General features: G+C 58.0%; 12 protein-coding genes. 10 read left to right on the top strand and 2 right to left on the bottom strand.

All coding sequences use genetic code 11. The features are described 5' to 3' along the window. The first annotated feature begins 13 nt into the window (after nt 1-13). From MMW58_RS04935 to MMW58_RS04915, 5 genes are all read left to right on the top strand, one after another. Nucleotides 14-919: a fimbrial protein gene (locus MMW58_RS04935; protein ID WP_159236240.1), complete on the top strand. Its 906-nt coding sequence runs from the start codon at nt 14-16 to the stop codon at nt 917-919. Beyond that, nucleotides 906-2,390 (top strand): EAL domain-containing protein, encoded by a 1,485-nt coding sequence (locus tag MMW58_RS04930; protein WP_371822973.1) that lies wholly within the window; start codon nt 906-908, stop codon nt 2,388-2,390. Before MMW58_RS04935 ends, MMW58_RS04930 begins: the two co-directional genes overlap by 14 nt. A gap of 177 nt (nt 2,391-2,567) precedes the next feature. Further along, a complete protein-coding gene (locus MMW58_RS04925; RefSeq protein WP_241722837.1) occupies nt 2,568-4,247 on the top strand; it encodes a ShlB/FhaC/HecB family hemolysin secretion/activation protein in 1,680 nt (559 codons plus the stop codon). Then, a complete protein-coding gene (locus tag MMW58_RS04920; protein ID WP_159236242.1) occupies nt 4,247-4,795 on the top strand; it encodes a toxin-activating lysine-acyltransferase in 549 nt (182 codons plus the stop codon). Before MMW58_RS04925 ends, MMW58_RS04920 begins: the two co-directional genes overlap by 1 nt. Next, nucleotides 4,788-13,133 carry a hemagglutinin repeat-containing protein gene (locus MMW58_RS04915; protein ID WP_241722836.1) on the top strand — a complete coding sequence of 2,782 codons (8,346 nt, stop codon included), beginning with the start codon at nt 4,788-4,790 and terminating at the stop codon, nt 13,131-13,133. The genes MMW58_RS04920 and MMW58_RS04915 overlap by 8 nt, the downstream gene beginning before the upstream one ends. A 291-nt stretch (nt 13,134-13,424) precedes the next feature. Here MMW58_RS04915 and MMW58_RS04910 read toward each other — a convergent pair whose 3' ends face one another. After that, a complete protein-coding gene (locus MMW58_RS04910; RefSeq protein WP_241722835.1) occupies nt 13,425-13,886 on the bottom strand; it encodes a SymE family type I addiction module toxin in 462 nt (153 codons plus the stop codon). Between the two features lie 619 nt (nt 13,887-14,505). After that, nucleotides 14,506-15,066 (bottom strand): hypothetical protein, encoded by a 561-nt coding sequence (locus tag MMW58_RS04905; protein ID WP_241722834.1) that lies wholly within the window; start codon nt 15,064-15,066, stop codon nt 14,506-14,508. A gap of 709 nt (nt 15,067-15,775) precedes the next feature. On the opposite strand from MMW58_RS04905, the gene MMW58_RS04900 reads away from it, so the two are divergent. The 5 genes from MMW58_RS04900 to MMW58_RS04880 all read left to right on the top strand — a co-directional run bounded on the left by MMW58_RS04900 (nt 15,776) and on the right by MMW58_RS04880 (nt 19,954). Continuing rightward, nucleotides 15,776-16,297 (top strand): hypothetical protein, encoded by a 522-nt coding sequence (locus tag MMW58_RS04900; RefSeq protein WP_241722833.1) that lies wholly within the window; start codon nt 15,776-15,778, stop codon nt 16,295-16,297. 16 nt (nt 16,298-16,313) lie between these two features. Further along, nucleotides 16,314-16,661 carry an outer membrane protein assembly factor BamE domain-containing protein gene (gene bamE, locus MMW58_RS04895; RefSeq protein WP_241722832.1) on the top strand — a complete coding sequence of 116 codons (348 nt, stop codon included), beginning with the start codon at nt 16,314-16,316 and terminating at the stop codon, nt 16,659-16,661. A 254-nt stretch (nt 16,662-16,915) separates the two neighbouring features. Further along, nucleotides 16,916-18,649, top strand: a complete 1,734-nt coding sequence (locus MMW58_RS04890) for an ABC transporter ATP-binding protein (RefSeq protein WP_133600503.1) — start codon at nt 16,916-16,918, stop codon at nt 18,647-18,649. Nucleotides 18,650-18,846: 197 nt separating this feature from the next. Continuing rightward, entirely contained in the window at nt 18,847-19,392 is a 546-nt protein-coding gene (locus tag MMW58_RS04885; protein WP_133600504.1) for a GNAT family N-acetyltransferase, read from the top strand. Between the two features lie 157 nt (nt 19,393-19,549). After that, nucleotides 19,550-19,954: a nuclear transport factor 2 family protein gene (locus tag MMW58_RS04880; RefSeq protein ID WP_241722831.1), complete on the top strand. Its 405-nt coding sequence runs from the start codon at nt 19,550-19,552 to the stop codon at nt 19,952-19,954. Nucleotides 19,955-20,012: the final 58 nt, after the last annotated feature.

The following is a 20,012-nucleotide window of genomic DNA, read 5'->3' as shown; positions in this document are numbered from 1 at the left end:
GGAGAGTACGTTTATGAAAAAAATAGTCACCCTGCTGGCCGCGCTGGCGATGATGGGCTGGTCGATCAACGCCTGGTCCTTCGCCTGTAAAACCGCCAGCGGACAAACGATCCCCATCGGCGGCGGCAGCGCCAACGTCTACGTGAATCTCTCTCCCGCGGTGAGCGTCGGGCAAAACCTGGTGGTCGACCTCTCGACGCAGATTTTCTGCCATAACGACTATCCGCAGACCATCACCGACTACGTGACCCTGCAGCGCGGCTCCGCCTACGGCGGCGTGCTGTCGAGCTTCTCCGGTACCGTAAAGTACAACGGCAGCTCCTATCCGTTCCCGACCACCACGGAAACCTCGCGGGTGATTTACGACTCGACCACCGATAAGCCGTGGCCAACCGTGCTCTACCTGACGCCGGTCAGCACCGCCGGCGGGATCGCCATTACCTCCGGCTCGCTGATCGCCGTGCTGATCCTCCATCAGACCAACAACTACAACAGCGATTCCTACCAGTTCGTCTGGAACATTTATGCCAATAACGACGTGGTGGTGCCGACCGGCGGCTGCGACGTCTCCGCCCGCGACGTGACGGTGACCCTGCCGGACTATCCCGGCTCGATGGCGGTGCCGCTGACGGTGCACTGCGCGCAGAACCAGACGCTGGGCTACTACCTGTCGGGCACCACCACCGGCTCCGGCAACGCCATTTTCACCAATACCGCCTCCGCCTCGCCGGCGCAGGGGATCGGCGTGCAGCTGACCCGCGGCGGTACGGCGGTGTCCGCCAACAGCCCGGTATCGCTGGGCACGGTCGGCACGTCGCCGGTGAGCCTTGGGCTGACGGCCGAGTACGCGCGCACCAGCGGACAGGTCACCGCCGGCAACGTGCAGTCGATTATTGGGGTGACGTTTGTCTACCAGTAGGGCGCCGGTCCCGCCGCCCGCCCCGGCGGGGGAGTGCATACTCTCGCCCTGTTCGATGGCGGCGGAGGGGCTCTCTTCGCTGATCGGCGCGGGCGGGCGGCGGCCGACGTTTTTATCCCCTCAGGCCCATGACGCGCCGTCGCTGCCCGACCCGGCGACCTTCCGGCGGATCGTGGTGTTTCTGCCCGACGACCCCTTCTGGCTGCTGTTCACCCTGCGCCAGGCGGCGCTGCTGCTCGACCGCAGCGCCGACGCGCTGCCGGTGCTGATCCTCAGCCGCAGCCCCGCCGGCTGGCTGTGGCAAACGCTCCTGCACCTGGTAGGCAACCGCCGCCGCCTTGCCGCCGTCAAAACCGTCGCCTCCGACCTGCCCTGCCGGCAGCTGGCCTCGCTGCTGGGCCAGCCTGCGCCGGACTACCCTTCGCTGGAGACGCTGGCCTGTGAGGAGGCGGCCGCGCGCGGCATTCCCCCGACGGGCCTGAGCAAGCCCGAGTTCAACGCCGCGCTGGACTGGCTGCGCGGATACAGCATCACTCGCCAGGCCGAGCTGCGGGGCGTGAGCCATAAAACCCTCTATAACCAGAGACTGTCAGGACTAAAAAAGATGGTGGAACATCATCCGCATCTGGCCACCCGCTTCCCCGGAGGCCAGGCAAAAGGGCACAAAGCGCAGGCTTTCGCCACGCTTTCGGCGTTTGAGCGCGAGTTCGTGCACGCGATCCACTGTCGACAGGTGTTTCCGGTATTCCAGCCCATTACCGATGGCAGGCTGATGCTCAAGGGTATCGAGGTGCTGTCGCGCTGGCGGCGCAGCGGCAGCGTGCTGCTGCCCGGCGAGTTTCTGCCGCTGGTGCGCGCGGAATATGCCTGGCTGCTGCTGACGGCCTTTGCGCTGCGGGAAGCGGTTCAGGGGATCAACCAGCATCGCGGGGAGTACTACTTCTCGGTGAACGTCCCGCCGCTTATCGCCGGGCATGACAACCTCATGCGGATGATGGAGGCGGCCCGCCAGCAGCTGCTTGAACCATGCTGGGCGGAGAGGCTGGTACTGGAATTTGCCGAAACCGTCGATCTCAACCGCCAGGGGAAGATCGGCAGCAATATCGTGAAATTACAGCAGCAGGGCTTTCGCATTATGCTCGACGACTGCTTTTCACAAAGCAGCGTGATGTTTCCGGTCCGCGCGGTGCGCTTTAGCGAGTACAAGCTGGACATGAGCATCGTGAATGATTTCCAGCACGACGCCCACGCGCTGGCGCTGGTAAAAAGCCTGATCTACTACTGCCAACTGACCGGAAGCCGCTGCGTTGCCGAGGGGGTGGATAGCCTGGAAAAGCTGAATATGCTGAAGGCGCTGGGGATCGACAGGTTTCAGGGCTATCTGATCTCGCCCCCGGTCAGTCGCGAAAACCTCGAGGATATTATTCAACGCTTTTCGCCGGGACGCTGCGCCGCACCCGCGGCCGGATAGAACGCGCTTCCTGCTGAAAACACGGCAGTTTATGTCAATCTCCCTCTCTTTTCCCCTCTGCGTCTCAACGGGGACGCACGCTTTTTTCGGAATATGCCAGGTTCCCTTTCCTTGACAAAAATTGAACAATTTTACACAAACTCACATTTTGTCCATTTTCACATTGCAAGGATGCCAATGAACCGCAAAGCCATTCTTTGCCGGGCGATCGCCTCAGCGATAGGCCTGTTTTTTCTCCTGCCGGCCCGCGCCGCAGGCCCGGACGATCAGTTTATCATTCAGCAGCAGCGTCAGAAGGCGCTGGAGCAGCAGCTGACCCCGCCGACGCCCGACGTGCGCCTCTCCGAGCCCGCTTCCGGCTTCGGCCGCATTCCCTTCCCGCCGGAAACGCCCTGCTTTCCCATCCACCGCGTGGCGCTGAGCGGCCAGCAGGCGCTCCCCCGCTGGCTGCCGCTGCAGCGCATCGCCGACCAGGCGCAGGGGCGCTGTCTCGGAGGGAAAGGGATTAACCTGCTGATGAGCACCCTGCAAAACCGGCTGGTCGACGGCGGCTGGATCACCACCCGTGTGCTGGCGCCCTCCCAGGATTTGAAAAGTGGCACCCTGAAGCTGGCTATTGTGCCGGGCTACGTGCGCCACGTGCGGCTGACGCCGCAGAGCGACGACTATATCCGGCTGTATAGCGCCTTTCCGGCCCATGAGGGCAATTTGCTCGACCTGCGCGATATCGAACAGGGGCTGGAAAATCTCCAGCGTCTGCCTACCGTCGAGGCGAGTATGGAAATTGTCCCCGGCGACAATCCCGGCGAGAGCGATATCGTCATTACGCGTAAGCAGGCGAAGATGTGGCGTCTGGGGCTCTCGCTGGACGACTCGGGCACCGAAGCCACCGGTCGCTATCAGGGCGGCGTAACGCTGTCGCTGGATAACCCCTTCTCGCTCAGCGACTTGCTCTACCTCTCCGCCAGCCACGATCTGGACGATAGCGGCGGCAAGAGCAGCCGCAACTACATTGCCCACTACTCCGTGCCCTACGGCTACTGGATGCTGGGGGTCACCGGCAGCGACTACGACTATCACCAGACGGTGGCCGGGCTGAACGGCGACTATCGCTACAGCGGCAAAAGTAAAAATCTCGACGTGCAGCTCAGCCGGGTTCTGCACCGCAGCGGGACGCAGAAAACGACCTTCACCTACGACGTGCTGGCCCGCGAAACCCGCAACTTCATCGACGATACCGAAGTCGGCGTCCAGCGTCGCCAGACGGCAGCCTGGCGCGTGGGGCTGCAGCATCGCCACTATATCGGCCAGGCCACCCTCGATCTCGGCGCCAGCTACCAGCGCGGCACCCGCTGGTTTGGCGCACGCCCCGCGCCGGAAGAGTACGTCGGCGATGCCACCGCGCTGAGCAAAATCACCCAGCTCAACGCCCAGCTCGACCTGCCCTTTACCCTCGGGAGCCAGAATTTCCGCTACAACGTGCAGTATCTACGCCAGATCAGCAACACCCCGCTGACGCCGCAGGATCAGTTCGCTATTGGCAACCGCTGGACGGTACGCGGATTCGACGGCGAGCGCACCCTTAGCGCCAGCCACGGCTGGTACATCCGCAACGATCTGGCCTGGCGCACCCCGCTGGAGAGCCAGGAGCTCTATCTCGGCGCGGACTACGGTGAAGTCGGCGGCTATAGCGCTGATTACCTTATCGGCCAGCACCTGGCGGGCGGCGTTATCGGCCTTCGCGGCAGCGCCTTCAATACCGGCTATGACCTGTTCGCCGGAACGACATTCTCGAAGCCGGATGGGTTCCACACCAGCGCCGTCACTCTTGGCTTCAACCTGAACTGGAGCTGGTGATGCGCACTGGACAATACGAGATTAAGGCGCCGCTGATCTTCGGCGGTACCGACAACGAGGCCGAAGTGCTGGGGGCCAGCGTCTGGCTATGGATGCATTCGCCGATGCACCGCGACGCCCCGCTGCACGCCCTGCCCACCCTGCTGCTGCCGATTATCAAGCGCCGTCAGTATGTGCTGGTTATCCAAAACGAGCGGCCGGTGTTTTTTCTCAGCTGGGCGTGGCTTAACCGGGAATCGGAAGCCCGCTACCTCACCCGTCCGGCGATTGAGATGCGCGAGGCGGACTGGGACAGCGGCGACCGGATGTGGTTTTGCGACTGGATCGCGCCGTTCGGCCATACCGCCGCCATGAACGCCCTGATGCGCCAGGAGGTCTTTGCCGACCACTGCGTTCGCGCGCTCTATCACCGCGGCGAGCAGCGCGGCAAGCGGGTGGTGATGTTCCACGGCCGCCGCGTCAGCCGCGAACAGGCCAGGCTCTGGCGGCTGACCCACCCGCTCGCCGTCAACCTGCCGGAAGCGTTTAAAGGACTAAACCATGAATAAGAACCTCTACCGTATTGTGTTCAACAAAGCGCGCGGCATGCTGATGGTGGTGGCGGACATCGCCCGCTCCGGCCGCGCCGGCTCCGCACGTTCTTCCGCGCCGGGCAGCCTTCCGCGCCGGCTACACGGTAAAATCAGCGCCATCAGCTTCAGCCTGTGGCTGGCGATGGGGGTGATTCACCCGGCACAGGCCAATATTGTCGCCGACGCCGGCGCGCCGAAAAACCAGCAGCCGACGGTGATGCCGAGCGCCAACGGCACGCCGCAGGTCAATATTCAGACCCCGTCGCCCGCCGGGGTATCGCGCAACACCTACAGCCAGTTCGACGTCAACCAGCAGGGGGCGATCCTCAATAACTCGCATAAAAACGTGCAGACCCAGCTGGGCGGCATGGTGGCGGGGAACCCCTGGCTGGCGAAAGGCGAAGCGAAGGTCATTCTGAACGAGGTGAATTCGCGCGACCCCAGCCGGCTAAACGGGATGATAGAAGTGGCCGGGAAAAAGGCCCAGGTGGTGATCGCCAACCCGTCCGGCATTACCTGTAACGGCTGCGGCTTTATCAACGCCAACCGCGCCACCCTGACAACCGGCCAGGCGCAGATTAACAACGGCAATCTCACCGGCTATCAGGTCGAACGCGGCGAAGTGACCATCGAAGGCGCCGGGATGGAGAGCTCGGGGGCCGATTACACCGATATTATCGCCCGTTCGGTAAAGGTTAACGCCGGGCTGTGGGCCAAAGATCTGCGGGTCACCACCGGGCGCAACCGGGTGGATGCCGCCCACCAGCGCATCGAAAAAACCGGCGACGATCCGGCAACCCGCCCGCAGCTGGCGGTGGATGTCGCCAGCCTCGGCGGCATGTACGCGGGTAAAATCCGCATGGTCGGCACCGAGAGCGGCGTCGGGGTGCGCAACGCCGGGGCCATCGGCGCCCAGGCCGGGAGCGTGAACCTGACCGCCGACGGCCGCATTGAAAACAGCGGCACGCTGCGCGCCAGCGAAAACGCCACCGTCCGCACCGCCGGCGAGTTCAGCAACGGCGGCGCGCTGACCGCCGGCCAGAACGTGGACATTCAGGCGGCCAGCCTCACCGGCAGCCGCGGCAGCGTGCTGGCCGCCGGAGTACAAAATGACGGCAAGCTGGCGGAGAGCGGCGACCTGCGGCTGCACGCCGACGGCCAGCTGAGCGTCCACGGCCAGACGCTGGCCGGCGGGAACCTGCGCGCCAGCGGCCAGGGGGTGGACATCAGCGGCAGCCAGACCCAGGGCCAGCGGGTCGAGCTGGACAGCGGCGCGGGCCACCTGCTGACGCAAAACGCCGGGGTCAACGCCCGGGATCTGACCCTGCGCAGCGGCCAAACGCTCAACAACGACGGCGGCACGCTCAGCGCCAACGCAATAACCCTCTCCGCGCAGCATCTTTCGAACCACAAAGGCAAGCTGGTGCAGACCGGCGGCGGCGCCCTGGCGGTGAATCTGCCGGGCGATATCGATAACCGGGAAGGTGAAATTGCCGCCAACGGCGATATTCAGCTCGCGGCGCGCGCCGTCGATAACCAGGGCGGGAAAGTGCTGGCGGCGCAGGGCGGCAGCCTGACGGCGCAGACCCGGACAACCCTGGATAACCGTAAAGGCACCCTCGCCGCGGCGGGAAATACCCGGATCGACGCCGGGGATCTCAACAATAGCGAAGGGCTGATCTCCGCCGCCACCGGCAGCGGCGAGATCCGCAGCGCGCGGGCGATCGGCAACAATAATGGCCGCATCGAAGCGGCCAAAACCCAGACCATCAGCGCCGCCGGGCTGGATAACCAGCAGGGCGTTATCGTCGCCGACCGGGCCACGCTGGCGCTCGCCGACGGCACCTTCAACAACCAGTCCGGATCGCTGTATTCGCACAGCGCGCTGGCTATTTATAGCGGCGCGCTCAATAACCAGTCCGGCTACCTCGCCAGCGGCGGGACGCTCACCTTCAAAGGGGGCGCTGTTGATAACCGTGCCGGTCAGTTCGCCGCGGAGCAGGCCCTGAACGCCAGCTTCGGCTCCTTCCTGAACCACGAGGGCAGCCTGAAGGCGCTGGGCGCGATGACGCTGCGCGGCGGCACGCTGGACAACGCCCGGGGGATCGTCGGCGCGGGCGGCGCGCTCGACGTTGGCGTCACCAGCCTCGACAACCGCCAGGGCACCCTGTTCAGCAACGCGGATGCCCTGCTCCACGCCGACCGGCTGGACAACCAGGGCGGCCAGCTGGCGGCGCAGCGGACGCTGAGCGTTAGCGGTGGGCAGCTGGTCAACGATAGCGGCGGCTTGATCCAGAGCGGCGAGGGCCTGACGCTCGCCGCCGACGATATCAGCAACCGCAGCGGCAGCATCATCAGCAGCGCAGCCGCCACCCTGCGCAGCCGGCACCTGCACAACGGCGGGGGAGAGATCCAGAGCGTCGGCGACCTGCTGATCGATAGCGCCCGCGGTATCGTGGACAATATTTCCGGGCTGATGCGCAGCGGCGCGACGCTAACGCTCACGGCCGCCAGGCTTATCAACCACAATACCCTCGGCGACAATCAGGGGCTGGAGGCGCAGAACATCGCCCTCGCTACCGAGACGATCGATAACCAGAGCGGGATGATCCTGGCCGATAAATCGCTGACGGTACGCAACGACGGCGAGCTAGACAACCGCCAGGGCGGGCTGGCGGCCTCCGGAACGGTGGATATCCGCGGCGACGGACTGGCGCTGCTTAACCAGGACGGCACGGTGAAAGCCGGCGAGATGCTGCGCATCGACGCGGAAAGCCTCGACGGCGGCGGCCAGCTGCTGTCGCTCGGCGACATGTCCCTGAACAGCCGCCAGTCGCTGACTAACAGCGGGACGATGGTGGCCAACGGCAGCTTCACGCTTATCTCCGCGGGGGATATCACCAACGGCGGTAAGCTGCTGGCGGGCAGCAGGCTCGATCTCACCGGCCGCAACCTGAACAACGAGGCCAGCGGCGAAATTAACGCCGGGCAAAACACGCTTAACGTCAGCGACATGCTGTTCAACACCGGGCTGATCGACGGCGGCTATACGCGGATTAACGCCGGAACCCTCACCAACAGCGGCAGCGGGCGCATCTACGGCAACGCCGTTGGCGTCAATGCCGTCACCTTCAACAACCTGGCGGAAAACGGCACGGCGGCGACCCTTGCCGGGCGCGAGCGCGTCGACCTCGGGGTGCAGACCCTGAATAACCGGGATCACGGGCTGATCTACAGCGGCGGCGATCTGCTGATTGGCGGCGCGCTGGGGGATAACGGCGCCGCGATCGGCCGGGCGGGAACGATCGATAACCACAGCGCGACGATCGAATCCGCCGGGGATATGGCGATCGCTGCCGGACAGATCAACAACATCAACGATCGCTTCACCACCGGGATCGTCACCGTTGCTCAGGAGCAGGTAACCGAATATCAGCACACCGGCTCCCCCAACCGCTGGAACGCCGCGGACGACGGCGTATTTGTCGACGGTAACTCCGCCGACGGCCTGCGCAATCTGAATACTCCGGACGACACCGGCAGCAATAACGATAGCTTCAACCAGTTCGACTATACCCGCACGGTGGAAGAGACGCGGATCCTCGAATCCGACCCGGCGAAGATCCTCGCCGGCGGCAATATAACGCTCACCGGCGACCGCCTGCTGAACGATAAGAGCCAGGTCATCGCCGGCGGCACCCTGGCGATCGCCGGCCTGCGGGAGGTGAAAAATGACGACGTAACGGGCGAGCGGCGGACCACCGACGTCGGTACCGCCACCCACTACTACCGCATTCGCCACAAAGGGGGCGACGAGCAGGGCCGCGACCGTACCGCCTGGACGCCGCCGAGCGAAATTCAGAGCATTTCCCTGAAGCCGGGGCAGCTTATCAGCGGCGGCAGCGTCGAGGGCACGCCGCTCACCCTCGCGCCGCTGACCCCGCAGGGCACGGCGGCGGCGATCGGCGTGGCGGGCGCCGTCGCCGGTCAGCACACCGTTTCGCCCGGCGAGCCGGTCACGCCTCCGGCGGGCCAGCAGTTTGAGGTCACGCCCGCGGAAGGGGCGATTCGCATCGTCGGCCCGAACACCACCCTGCCGGATAACAGCTTGTTTACGGTCAACCCGGCCGCCGACGTGCCGTATCTGGTGGAGACCGATCCGCGCTTCACCAACCAGAAGCAGTGGCTCGGCAGCGACTACATGCAGCAGGCGCTGGCCGGCAACGGCGACACGACGCTGAAACGGCTGGGAGACGGCTACTACGAGCAGCGGCTGATCCGCGAGCAGGTGATCGCCCTGACCGGCCAGCGCTACCTTGACGGCTACACCAGCGACGAAGAGCAGTTTAAAGCCTTGATGGATCAGGGCATTACCTTCGGGAAGCAGTACGCGCTGAAGAGCGGCGTGGCGCTGACCCCCGAGCAGATGGCGCTGCTGACCGGGGATATCGTCTGGCTGGTGAACACCACGGTGAAGATGCCGGACGGCTCGCTGCAGAGCGTGCTGGTGCCGCAGGTCTACGCCAAAGTGAAACCGGGCGACATCGACGGCTCCGGCGCGCTGCTCGCCGGGAATAACGTCAGCATCAGGCTCAACGGCGACCTCTTCAACAGCGGCACCCTTAACGGCCGCCGCGTCCTGCAGCTTGACGCCGACAATATCACCAACCGGGCGGGCACCCTGACCGGCGACGACGTGCGCCTGAGCGCCCGCAACGATATCAATAACATCGGCGGCATCATACAGGGCGACAGCAGCCTGCAGGCGGTGGCCGGACGGGACATCAACGCCACCACCACCCTCGCCGACGCCCGGAGCGTCAGCGGCGATAACCGCTTCAGCCGCACCACCCTCGACAGCGTCTCCGGCATTTACGTTCAGGGTGATGACGGCAGGCTGACGCTGCACTCCGGCCGCGATATCACCCTCAGCGGCGCGCAGGTGGTCGCCAGCGGCGAACGCGGCGAAGTCCAGCTGGTCGCCGGGCGCGATATCCAGCTCAACGACGTCACCACCGCCTGGCACGATAATCTGGTGTGGGATGCCAACAACGCCCTCAGCCAGAGCCAGAGCAGCAGCACCGGCAGCGAAGTGACCGGCAAAGGCAGCGTCACCCTCAGCGCCGGAAACGACCTCAGCGCCCGCGGCGCCCTCCTCTCCTCCGGCGCGGCGCTGAACCTCGGGGCGGGTAATAACCTCACCCTCGCGGCGGGCGAAAACAGCCAGACGCTGGACGAGCGCCACAAGGTCACCGGCAGCAGCGGCTGGCTGTCCAAAACCACCACCCGCACCGAGGACAGCGTGTCGCGGCAGACGGCCCAGGGCAGCGAGCTGAACGGCGACAGCGTCAGCATCACCGCCGGCAACGACCTCACCGTGCGCGGCAGCAGCGTGGCCGGCAGCGGCGACGTGGCCCTGCGGGCGGGCAACGACCTGCGGATCGATACCCAGGATGAGTACAACAGCGAGCAGCACCTGAAGCAGGAGAAAAAATCAGGGCTGATGAGCTCCGGCGGGATCGGCTTCAGCTACGGCACCCAAAGCGTTAAAACCACCGATACCGGGGCGGATGTTACCCGGGCGGGAAGCACCGTCGGCAGCGTGAACGGCGACCTGACCCTGCGCGCGGGCGACAGCCTGACGGTCAACGGCGCCGATCTGATCGCCGGTCAGGACATGGCCCTGAGCGGCAAAAACGTCGCCATTACCGCCGCCGAAAACCAGAGTCAGCAGACCCACGTGGTCGAACAGAAAACCTCCGGCCTGACCCTGGCCCTCTCCGGCGCGGCGGGCAGCGCCCTCAACAGCGTGGTGCAGGCCACCCAGGACGCCAAATCTGCGGGCAGCAGCCGCCTGCAGGCCCTGCAGGGGGTGAAGGCGGCCCTCTCCGGCGTGCAGGCCGGCCAGGCCGCCCGTCTGGATGCGGCGCAGGGCAACGATCCGGCCAACAACAATACCGTTGGCGTCAGCCTCTCTTACGGCAGCCAGTCGTCGAAATCAACCCAGCGCAGCGAGCAGACCACCGCCCAGGGCAGCAGCCTGACGGCGGGGCGCGACCTCAGCATCACCGCCCGCGAAGGCGACCTGAACGCGGTCGGCAGCCAGCTGAAGGCAGGCAACGACGTGGCCCTCTCCGCCAGCCGCGACCTGAACCTGATCTCTGCTGAAAACACCTCGCTGCTTGAAGGCAAAAACGAAAGCAAAGGCGGCACGGTCGGCGTCGGGATTGGGGTCGGATCAGGCGGCTGGGGGATCAGCGTCTCCGCCAGCGTCAACAAGGGCAAAGGCAGCGAAAGCGGCAACGGCACCACCCACAGCGAAACCACCGTCGATGCTGGCAATAATCTCATCCTCAACAGCGGACGCGACACCTCCCTCACCGGTGCCCAGATCAGCGGCGACACGGTTATCGCCGATATCGGCCGCAACCTGACCCTCACCTCTGAGCAGGACAGCGACCGCTACGACTCCAGACAGCAGAACGCCAGCGCCGGGGGCAGCTTCACCTTCGGCTCCATGAGCGGCTCCGCCAGCGTCAACCTCAGCAAGGACAAGATGCACAGCAACTACGATTCCGTGGTGGAGCAGACGGGCATCTTTGCCGGCAAAGGCGGCTATGACATCACCGTCGGCGAGCATACGCAGCTGGATGGCGCGGTGATTGGCAGCACTGCCACCGCAGATAAAAACCGCCTCGACACCGGCACGCTGGGCTGGGGCGATATCGACAACCGCGCCGATTTTAAAACCGAGCACCAGAGCGTCGGGTTCAGCAGCGGCGGCAGCATCGGCAGCCAGTTTGCGGGGAACATGGCCAACGGCTTGCTGACCGGCGGGAACAACGAAGGCCACGACAGCAGCACCACCCACGCGGCGGTGAGCGATGGCGACATCATCGTACGGGATAAGGATAAACAACAGCAGGACGTGGCGAACCTCAGCCGCGACGTGGAGCATGCCAACCAGACCCTGTCGCCGATATTTGATAAGGAGAAGGAGCAGCAGCGCCTGCAGCAGACCCAGCTGATCGGCGAGATTGGCAACCAGGTGGCGGATATTGCGCGCACCGAGGGACAGATTAACGCCATCAACGCAGGCAAGGCCGAGCTGGCGAAGGACAAGATCAACGAGCCGGAAAAAGGCGCCAGCAAGGAGGCCTGGGAGCAATATAACGCTCAGCTGGCCGCCACCGACGGCTATAAGGCTGCGCAGCAGCAATGGGGAACCGGCAGCAGCGTCCAGCAGGCGATTCAGGCGGCGACCGCCGCCGTGCAGGGCCTGGCGGGCAGCGACCTGAAGGCGGCACTGGCCGGCGGCGCGGCGCCGTATGTGGCGGAGGTTATTAAGCAATACTCACCGAATGAAACCAGCCGGGTAATGGCTCATGCCGTCATGGCCGGGGTTGCGGCTGAATTACAGGGAAACAGTGCAGCAGCAGGCGCTGCGGGTGCCGCAACGGCGGCTATCGGAACATCAGTGATAGCGAAAGCGCTATATGGTACAGATGATTTCAGCAAACTGAGCGAAACACAAAAACAAACGGTGTCTGCGCTAAGCACGCTGGCAAGCGGTCTGGCGGGCGGGCTCGCCGGGGGAGATACAAGCGGTGCAGTGGCAGGCGGCCAGGCTGGTAAGAACACATCAGAGAACAATGATATGTTCAGCCTGCCATCCGGGCTGAATGACTATGGCGCTGCAGCAGCTTCCTGGAATCAATATGCAGTAGATAAAAACCTGACGCCGGAGCAGACACAGGCTGGACTGGATAAACTGGCTAAAGGTGACCTGCCTGAAGGTGCTAACATCACAAAAGTGATTGTGGATGGCTATAAGGATGGGGTACTGATTGCGGGAGCCGCGTATTTAGGGCCTGCGGCGTCGGTTGGTAAAGTTGTAGGTGGCGGAGTTATTGCAGAGATAGCCAACGGAAGCTACCAGTGGTTCGACCTGAGTCAACCGGGCAATGAAAACAAAAACTGGGACTGGAAGGGCAGTGTCAGTGCAGGCATTACAGGTATGCTCGCACCAGGAAGAACTGTCGGACAAAATGTCGGAATTGCTGCAGGAGGTGCTTTCTTTACCGATGGTCCGGATGTTGGTTCTATTGGAGGGGCCGCTATAGGTTCCTGGGCCGGCGGGAAGTTTGGTGAGTTAGCTCCAGGGTTTGTGAGTTCAGTATCAGGAAAAGAAATCCCTGGTTTTATATTTGATGCGACAGGTTCCTTCGGTAGTGAAATTTTGGGTGGATATGTAAAAGATGCAGTAAATGGCAGCCAGCCTTCTTCCGAAAGGCAAAAGGAGATAAAGGAATGATTCCTTATATTAAGTTATTCATATATTCATGTGTCTTTTGCATTGTATTTGGCTTCTTGCTTATAGGTGGGGGGGCATTATTTATTTATCTAACAAAAGGATACTTCTTTTTTCCTGTTTACCATGTGGAAAGGATAGTTGTGTTTGGGTGTATAGCTGGCTCTGCGATTACACTGGCCACAATAGTTTTTAATCTGATAGATAAATTTAACTCTCGTAAAAAGCCTCCTTCAGATCCGGACTGATCCTCACAAAAATCCCGGCCGCCGAGCCGGGATTTTACTTTAAAATTCAGTCACGGCTTCGCTTCAGGCAATCATAGCGGGGCTTCTCCCGCCGGATGACCGGCAGGTCACCGGTATCGTTAAGCGCACCGGGGAACGTCTTGATCCACAAGTCCATTTTCTTCTTGCTGAAATGAGCCGCGCTTAACCCTTCGGCACAGCCGAACAGCTCTCGGCTGTTCTGGGCGGTGATCACAATGCAATCTGGCATTACTCTGATTTTTACCGGCATACTCGGCGTAAATCCGGCCTGCGAAAGCCAGTCACCCTGGAGCGGGATATAGTCATGCCGCATACGGTCATAAAACTCCGTGCGGCTAAGCGGTTGTGATGACTCCGTAGTGGATCTATTCTGCAAGTGCTTAATGGATTTTTTACGTAGCAGCTCGCAATTTTCGCTACTGGTTTCTGATTCATCAGAATCTATTTTGGCAATAGCACTTTCTGGCTTAAAATTCTGCTCAGCCATATTCAACTCCTTGATAGTTGTCTGTGGTCAGCGGTAAGAAGGTGTTCCACCACCTCCTTACCGCGCTCTTTAATAATATTTCTACCTATTCCATCCTTCCGTTATGACAAGCGAAATTTTTCTGCCTTCATTATATCGCACTGAATAAAAACACAGTATATATTACATGGACAGTTTTGATTATTGCGAAGTGGATTCAGGAAATAATATAACTTCATGTACGTTGCATTATTAATAAGGACACACAGTTTTTCTGCAATCAGTAGCGGTATTGATGGTATCTATCCCCTGCTTTCCGTCAAGAATGACGGGCTGCCAAATACCTCCTTCCTTACCCTGGACACAGGGGCGAGTCAGAGTCCAGGCAACGAGATGAACGGCAACACTAAAGGGCAGCAATGAGCGAAAAGCAGAAGTTCGCAAGACATTACTTACATTGTAGTATCTTAATCTACGGGGAGCAGGCCACAGTTATTCAGTTAGGCTAACTTTTGTCTCCAGGCTCCTGGAGTTAACGATGATGTTTTTACTGGATATACTTAAGTAGAATGCGAAAAGGAATCCAAAGTAGATATCATTATTCACACAGAAAGAACTCTTTTACGGATGCTGAGAATAATTATCGAACGAGCAGCACCAGCCAATCTGGGTTCTCAATTTTACGGGAATAAGGCAGGATCGTACGATGAATCAGCTCAAAGAATTCTGACTCATCCATCCTTGCTGCTTCGCTTGTGCCAGGTCCCTCCCATTCATCAAAGAGATGCCAGTAAAGCGATTTCAGAGTATCGACCACCGCAGTGAAAATCTTTACGTCAAGTTCAAACCAATGACACACCAGAAAATACATTTTCTGTTCTGCATCATGAATGGATACACACTGGGAAAGTTGACGTACAAACAGCTTAATCCAGACAAATGCAGCCTCTTTTAGCGGTGGTAGATCTATCCGCTGCTCTGCCATGTACCGTGACATATATAATTCAACCTCGGTCCGCTCAGGTTGGTTATCAAGCCCCAGAGATGCAAGAATTAAAAGAGTCTCCGAATGATTTCCTACAGTGATTTGGTCTTCAGCCCATGCAATGATCAGACGGTCCAGATCATCGTGGATAAAGTGATATTTCCGGGAAAAAACAAGTAAACCGAGCAGATCGTTGAATGTGTATCGAGATGGCATCTGATAATCCCTTACCTGTATTGTTTACATGAACCTGGCAGTTATAATTTCCGAGTCCATCATTAACTGAACGGTGAGTCGATGTAATCGAATGACACGCCAATTAGTCTTAATTTTATCTTATCTATTGATATAATTCTATAAAGAGTAATGGCATACCGATTTTGGCCGCATAAGCAGAAGTGTGAAATGCCCGCTCCTGATACTTAGCTGCCAGAGCAGTGTGCTGAGCCCGCTTCGAGCGAAAAGCCGAAGCTAGCCTTACAACGCCATGATTAGTTTGTCGAAAGATACCCTAAAGTGCATGCTCTGGTTTAGCGGGATATTTACAACTGAGATCATCACCAGTCGCGAAGCTCATTTGTGCTGCTACAAGGCATAAAACTACTCGTTGGGGTCTTTCCCCCCTCTCTCCCTTTTGAATCCTATTACGGATCCCCATTACATGAAACCCTAACAACCCACTAATAAATAAGAAAAATATAATAAATCCGTCATTTTTTGATAGACTACGAGCCCGGTAGCCAACGGTTTATCGTACAGCGGTGGCATTATTTTCCCGCGATAGCGGCTTCTGACTTAGGTTCTTGTTATGAACCATCGTTTTTCCCGCTGTTAGCAGGCGAAGCAGGTCGCCATCAGCAACAGGCGACGATGGAAAGTGTCGGCATCATTGCCGCCAGGATTCATTTTTAATAAAAGGATTATTATGAAAGCAGCACTCAACTCATTCATTATTATTATAGGTTCCGGCTTATTATCAGGATGTGCATCCTACTGGGGGAAGGTGCCCTATACGCCACCACCCGAATCGGAAACCAATATTGCTAAAATTCGGTTAATTGGTAACCCTCCCGGGTTTACCATCAGCCAGCACGGTAAAAAGCCAGGGGCGGTTGATGACACAAGCATCGTAATATTGCGACCGACTCACGACCTTGGTTTCCCGAAAGCCTCAAGCGATAGCGCAAGATATAAAGAAACATATTATGATACAACCGTGTATGCCAATACCCCGACCCGGGTGGGCTTCAGATTTTTGTACGGATGCCGCGATGTTGGTTACGCCTTTATTCCGCAGAAAGGAGAAACGTACGAGTTTAAACTATCCACAAGCGATAAAAGTGGCTACTGCGTACTTTATGCGACCCATCTAAAATATGATGCTGAAAATAATATTTATGTAGATGACTCTGTCGAAAAATATCCGAATTATACTTATTCTGAATAATCGACAAAGGGAATAAATGAATAAAATAACCACTTTATTGACCTTATGTTTAACCCTGCTGATTTCAGGTTGTATCGGCCATATAGACAGAACGCATGAAGGGAGTGTACAAAAACTCTCAGAAAAAGAGCTGAGTAAAAACTTAATACCCGGTAAAACGACAAAAAGAGATGTCCTGCTGCTGCTCGGCCGCCCGACGCTACCTGAGGACTATAACGTTAAAAATGACTGGGTTTATCATTCTAAAACCACTGGTAAGGCACTCTATGTCATTGCCCCGGTAAACTATGACAAAGAGGTAACATTGACTTTAAAATTTAACGACGACAAGACGTTAGTCAGTAGCCAATATCGCGCAAACTGACCCCGGTTTGTGGGGTACGCGATACTGCTTCATCAGCCTGAAATAAATGCGCCGGTGTTCACCGGCGCATTTATTTCAGGCATGGATAGACACAAGTGAGGCGTATGGCTTCTGCTACGGGTGAGAGATAGAGGTGCTTGTTCGCACCCCATTTCCCCGCCCAACAAACTCATTAATGCAATTGACATCCATTCTCATCTATTATTATCCGCACATCGCACGATCCATGGCTGCTGCAACAAGGGAGGTCGTCAGTGCTGCTGGCTATCAGGTACGTCTTTGCTTCATGTCCCCTTCGTATTACCGCGCTCATCGCCGTTGTATTGCTTCAGGGACTGATACCGGCCCTCAACGTCTTTATGACCGGCCAGATCATCAATACGCTGCATGCAGCGCAAACCACCGACGGCGAGCTGATGCTGAACGTCGCAGTTTGGTGTGTCTCGCTCCTTGGCATGCAGCTGATGCAGCCCCTGGTCAATCTTGTTCAGGGGGATGTCACGGAGATTTCAACCAATTACTTCAGCGCTAAGATCATGCGCCGCATGAATGACTCCTTTTCCCTGAGCCTGTTTGATAACAAGGCGCGTTACGAGCAGCTGGAATATTTGAAAAAAGAAGCCGCCTACCGGCCGCTTAATTTCATCATCTGTATCATTTACGTCATCCGGGCAATCATCATGGCCGGCAGTTTGCTGCTGGTTCTGCTCAACTATTCAGGAGCAGGAGCGGCGATTTGCGCGCTCTCCGCCATACCGATGATCGTTATCAATATACGTATTCAGCAGAGATACGTGCGGGACTTATTCCTCACCTCTAAAGATGCGATTGCGATGCGCTACGTATATGGCGTTAGCATGGACAAGAGTTTTTTGCAGGAGATCCGGCTGTACGGCCTTGGAAAATATCTGCTGAATAAATTTAACGTATCTGCCCGCCATACCTACTCACGGATGCACAAACAGCGCATCCGCGCGCTCATCGCGCCCGTGCCAGCCATGGTGCTGAGCCTGGCGATGCTGTTCGGCGGAGTAACGCTGTTTTTAAGCAACTTGCGCACCAGCGATATTGCCGTGGGCGCGCTGGTGATGGTGTTCCAGTCTATTGTGATGATGAAATCGCACCTCGACGAGATAGCCAACTATGGTTCAAATCTCGTCAGCATGAGCAGTTTTTTCACTCACTATCATTCGTTTATGACGGATAAGATCGAACCGGTGAAAAACGGCCATCTTACCCTACCCGCCGAAACGCCCTTTGCACTCAGCATTCAAAACCTCCGGTTTCAGTATGAGGGGCGTAATCATCCCGCCCTGAATGGGGTTAACCTTGAAATTGCCCCCGGCGAGAAGGTCGCCATTCTCGGCGATAACGGCAGCGGTAAAACAACGCTGGTTAAAATGATTCTGCGCATGTACGCCTTCAGTGAAGGGGCGGTGTCGGTGTCAGGCGTGCCGATCGACAGGCTGGATATTGAAAGCTATCGGAATCAGATCGCCACCGTGTTCCAGGATTACGGAAAATATGAGTTCACGGTGGGCGAAAATATTGCCCTGAATCATTACGACGCTGAGACCCCATCACCCGCGGTTGATGAATTGCTGAAACAGGTAGGGTTCCCGTATGACCAGCACACCCGGCTGGGCAAGCAGTTCGGCGGCGATGAGCTCTCCACGGGGCAGTGGCAACGACTGGCGATTGCGCGAGCACTATACCGAAAGGCCAGTTTGTTTATTTTTGATGAGTTCTCTTCGTCGCTCGATCCCGAAACCGAGCATCGGCTATTTAATGACATTCTCGCCCTCAACACGACGGTCCTCGCCGTGACGCACAGGCTCGGTAACATCAAAGAATTCGACCGGATTATCGTGATGTCTGCCGGAAAGGTCATCGAAAATGGCGACTTCACCGCGCTAATGAGCCAACGAGGAAAATTTTACGACATGTGGCATGCGCAGTTTAAATCGGTGATGGCTCAGGCGGTTTAATTCTACGGGAGTCGTACGCGGGTACTTTGTACGTTGCTGCAGATGTCACTCCGCCAAAGCTAACATTATTATCCCCTGGCGTATGGCGGACATACCGGAAATCGAGCAAGGCGATGGCTTCGCAGCCGAAGTGTGCCTAAATCAACCTGCGGCGCCATCGAAGCCAATACGTTGAAATCAGCAATCTGGAGGTAAGTTTGCAGCTTGAAACCAGGCGTTTACGTCTTAGACCGGTAGTTGCATCAGATGTAGCCGATCTATTCAGGATATATGGCGACCCTGCCACGAACCAATTCAATCCGGCTGGACCTTATCCAGATATTCAACATGCGCAGGCGGTTTTGCATCGATGGATAGACCATTGGGTCGCCAATGGTTTTGGTAACTGGGCAATATCCCTTCTCGACAGCCCTGAAGATATCATTGGCTTCGGTGGGCTGAGTATCCTCAGCTATGCCGATAAGCCGTTCAATAATCTGGGGTATCGGTTTGCAACTGAAGCATGGGGAAAAGGACTGGCGACGGAGTTTGCTGAATATGCCGTAAGGTATGGGTTTGAGGTAATTAAACTTGCAGAAGTTAATGCTGTTGTAAGAGCAAACCATCTGGCGTCGCAAAAGGTTCTGCAAAAGGCAGGCCTGAGCTACATCAGAGATATAGATGATGTCAAAGACGCCCCTCCCAGCATGCTATATGCTCTTCTTTTTGATGACTGGCATATAAGTAAAAGCATGCCAGGTTGATAAACTGACAGACCGTATTGTGAATGCAGCTATAAGAATAAGTCACTTGCCAATTGCTCTCAATTACATCACTTAGCGGCACTGCAGGATAAGGTGATTTTTAAGACAATCAATTAATCTAAAGCCCCTTAACGACGATGACTGAGATTAGCAAGCTATGACAATTCAAACACCGCAGGCAGTAACGGAAACTTTTTTTCATCGTATAGCCACCGCAGAAGATGTGAATGAAATAGCTGAATTGGTTAGTGAAAATGTCGACTGGCTGGTCGCCGGGAATACTCAGGTAGTCCCCTGGATTGGCCGCAAACACGGCAGAAAGGGTGTAGCAGAATTCTATGCGCAAATCCGCTCACAGATTTCATCAGAACATTTTGAAATCAAAGATATCCTTATCAAAGATAAGCATGTAGTGGCTATCGGTGAGCTTGCATCACGCGTTAAAAAAACGAACAAGCTGATTGAAACCGAGTTTGTACTCGATATGCACATTGAAGATGGTCTTATTACCCGTTTTCGCATGTTCGAGGATAGCTACGCAGTTTCCGAAGCCTGTCTTTGATTTGTAGATATCCTTGTTCCGTTCAGACACCCATTCCAACGAGCGTGCAGCGAACTTT

This window comes from Klebsiella sp. HC6 (assembly GCF_022605325.1).
Taxonomy (GTDB): Bacteria; Pseudomonadota; Gammaproteobacteria; order Enterobacterales; family Enterobacteriaceae; genus Klebsiella; species Klebsiella terrigena.
Note: the sequence above shows the minus strand (reverse complement) of the source record. Positions and strands in the feature narration are given on the sequence as shown.

What these genes read in the sequence shown, in the direction of transcription:
- MMW58_RS04935 (WP_159236240.1), top strand. Translation starts at nt 14, where the DNA reads ATGAAAAAAATAGTCACCCTGCTGGCCGCGCTGGCGATGATGGGCTGG.
- MMW58_RS04925 (WP_241722837.1), top strand. Translation starts at nt 2,568, where the DNA reads ATGAACCGCAAAGCCATTCTTTGCCGGGCGATCGCCTCAGCGATAGGC.
- MMW58_RS04920 (WP_159236242.1), top strand. Translation starts at nt 4,247, where the DNA reads ATGCGCACTGGACAATACGAGATTAAGGCGCCGCTGATCTTCGGCGGT.
- MMW58_RS04915 (WP_241722836.1), top strand. Translation starts at nt 4,788, where the DNA reads ATGAATAAGAACCTCTACCGTATTGTGTTCAACAAAGCGCGCGGCATG.
- MMW58_RS04910 (WP_241722835.1), bottom strand. Translation starts at nt 13,886, where the DNA reads ATGGCTGAGCAGAATTTTAAGCCAGAAAGTGCTATTGCCAAAATAGAT.
- MMW58_RS04905 (WP_241722834.1), bottom strand. Translation starts at nt 15,066, where the DNA reads ATGCCATCTCGATACACATTCAACGATCTGCTCGGTTTACTTGTTTTT.
- MMW58_RS04900 (WP_241722833.1), top strand. Translation starts at nt 15,776, where the DNA reads ATGAAAGCAGCACTCAACTCATTCATTATTATTATAGGTTCCGGCTTA.
- bamE (WP_241722832.1), top strand. Translation starts at nt 16,314, where the DNA reads ATGAATAAAATAACCACTTTATTGACCTTATGTTTAACCCTGCTGATT.
- MMW58_RS04880 (WP_241722831.1), top strand. Translation starts at nt 19,550, where the DNA reads ATGACAATTCAAACACCGCAGGCAGTAACGGAAACTTTTTTTCATCGT.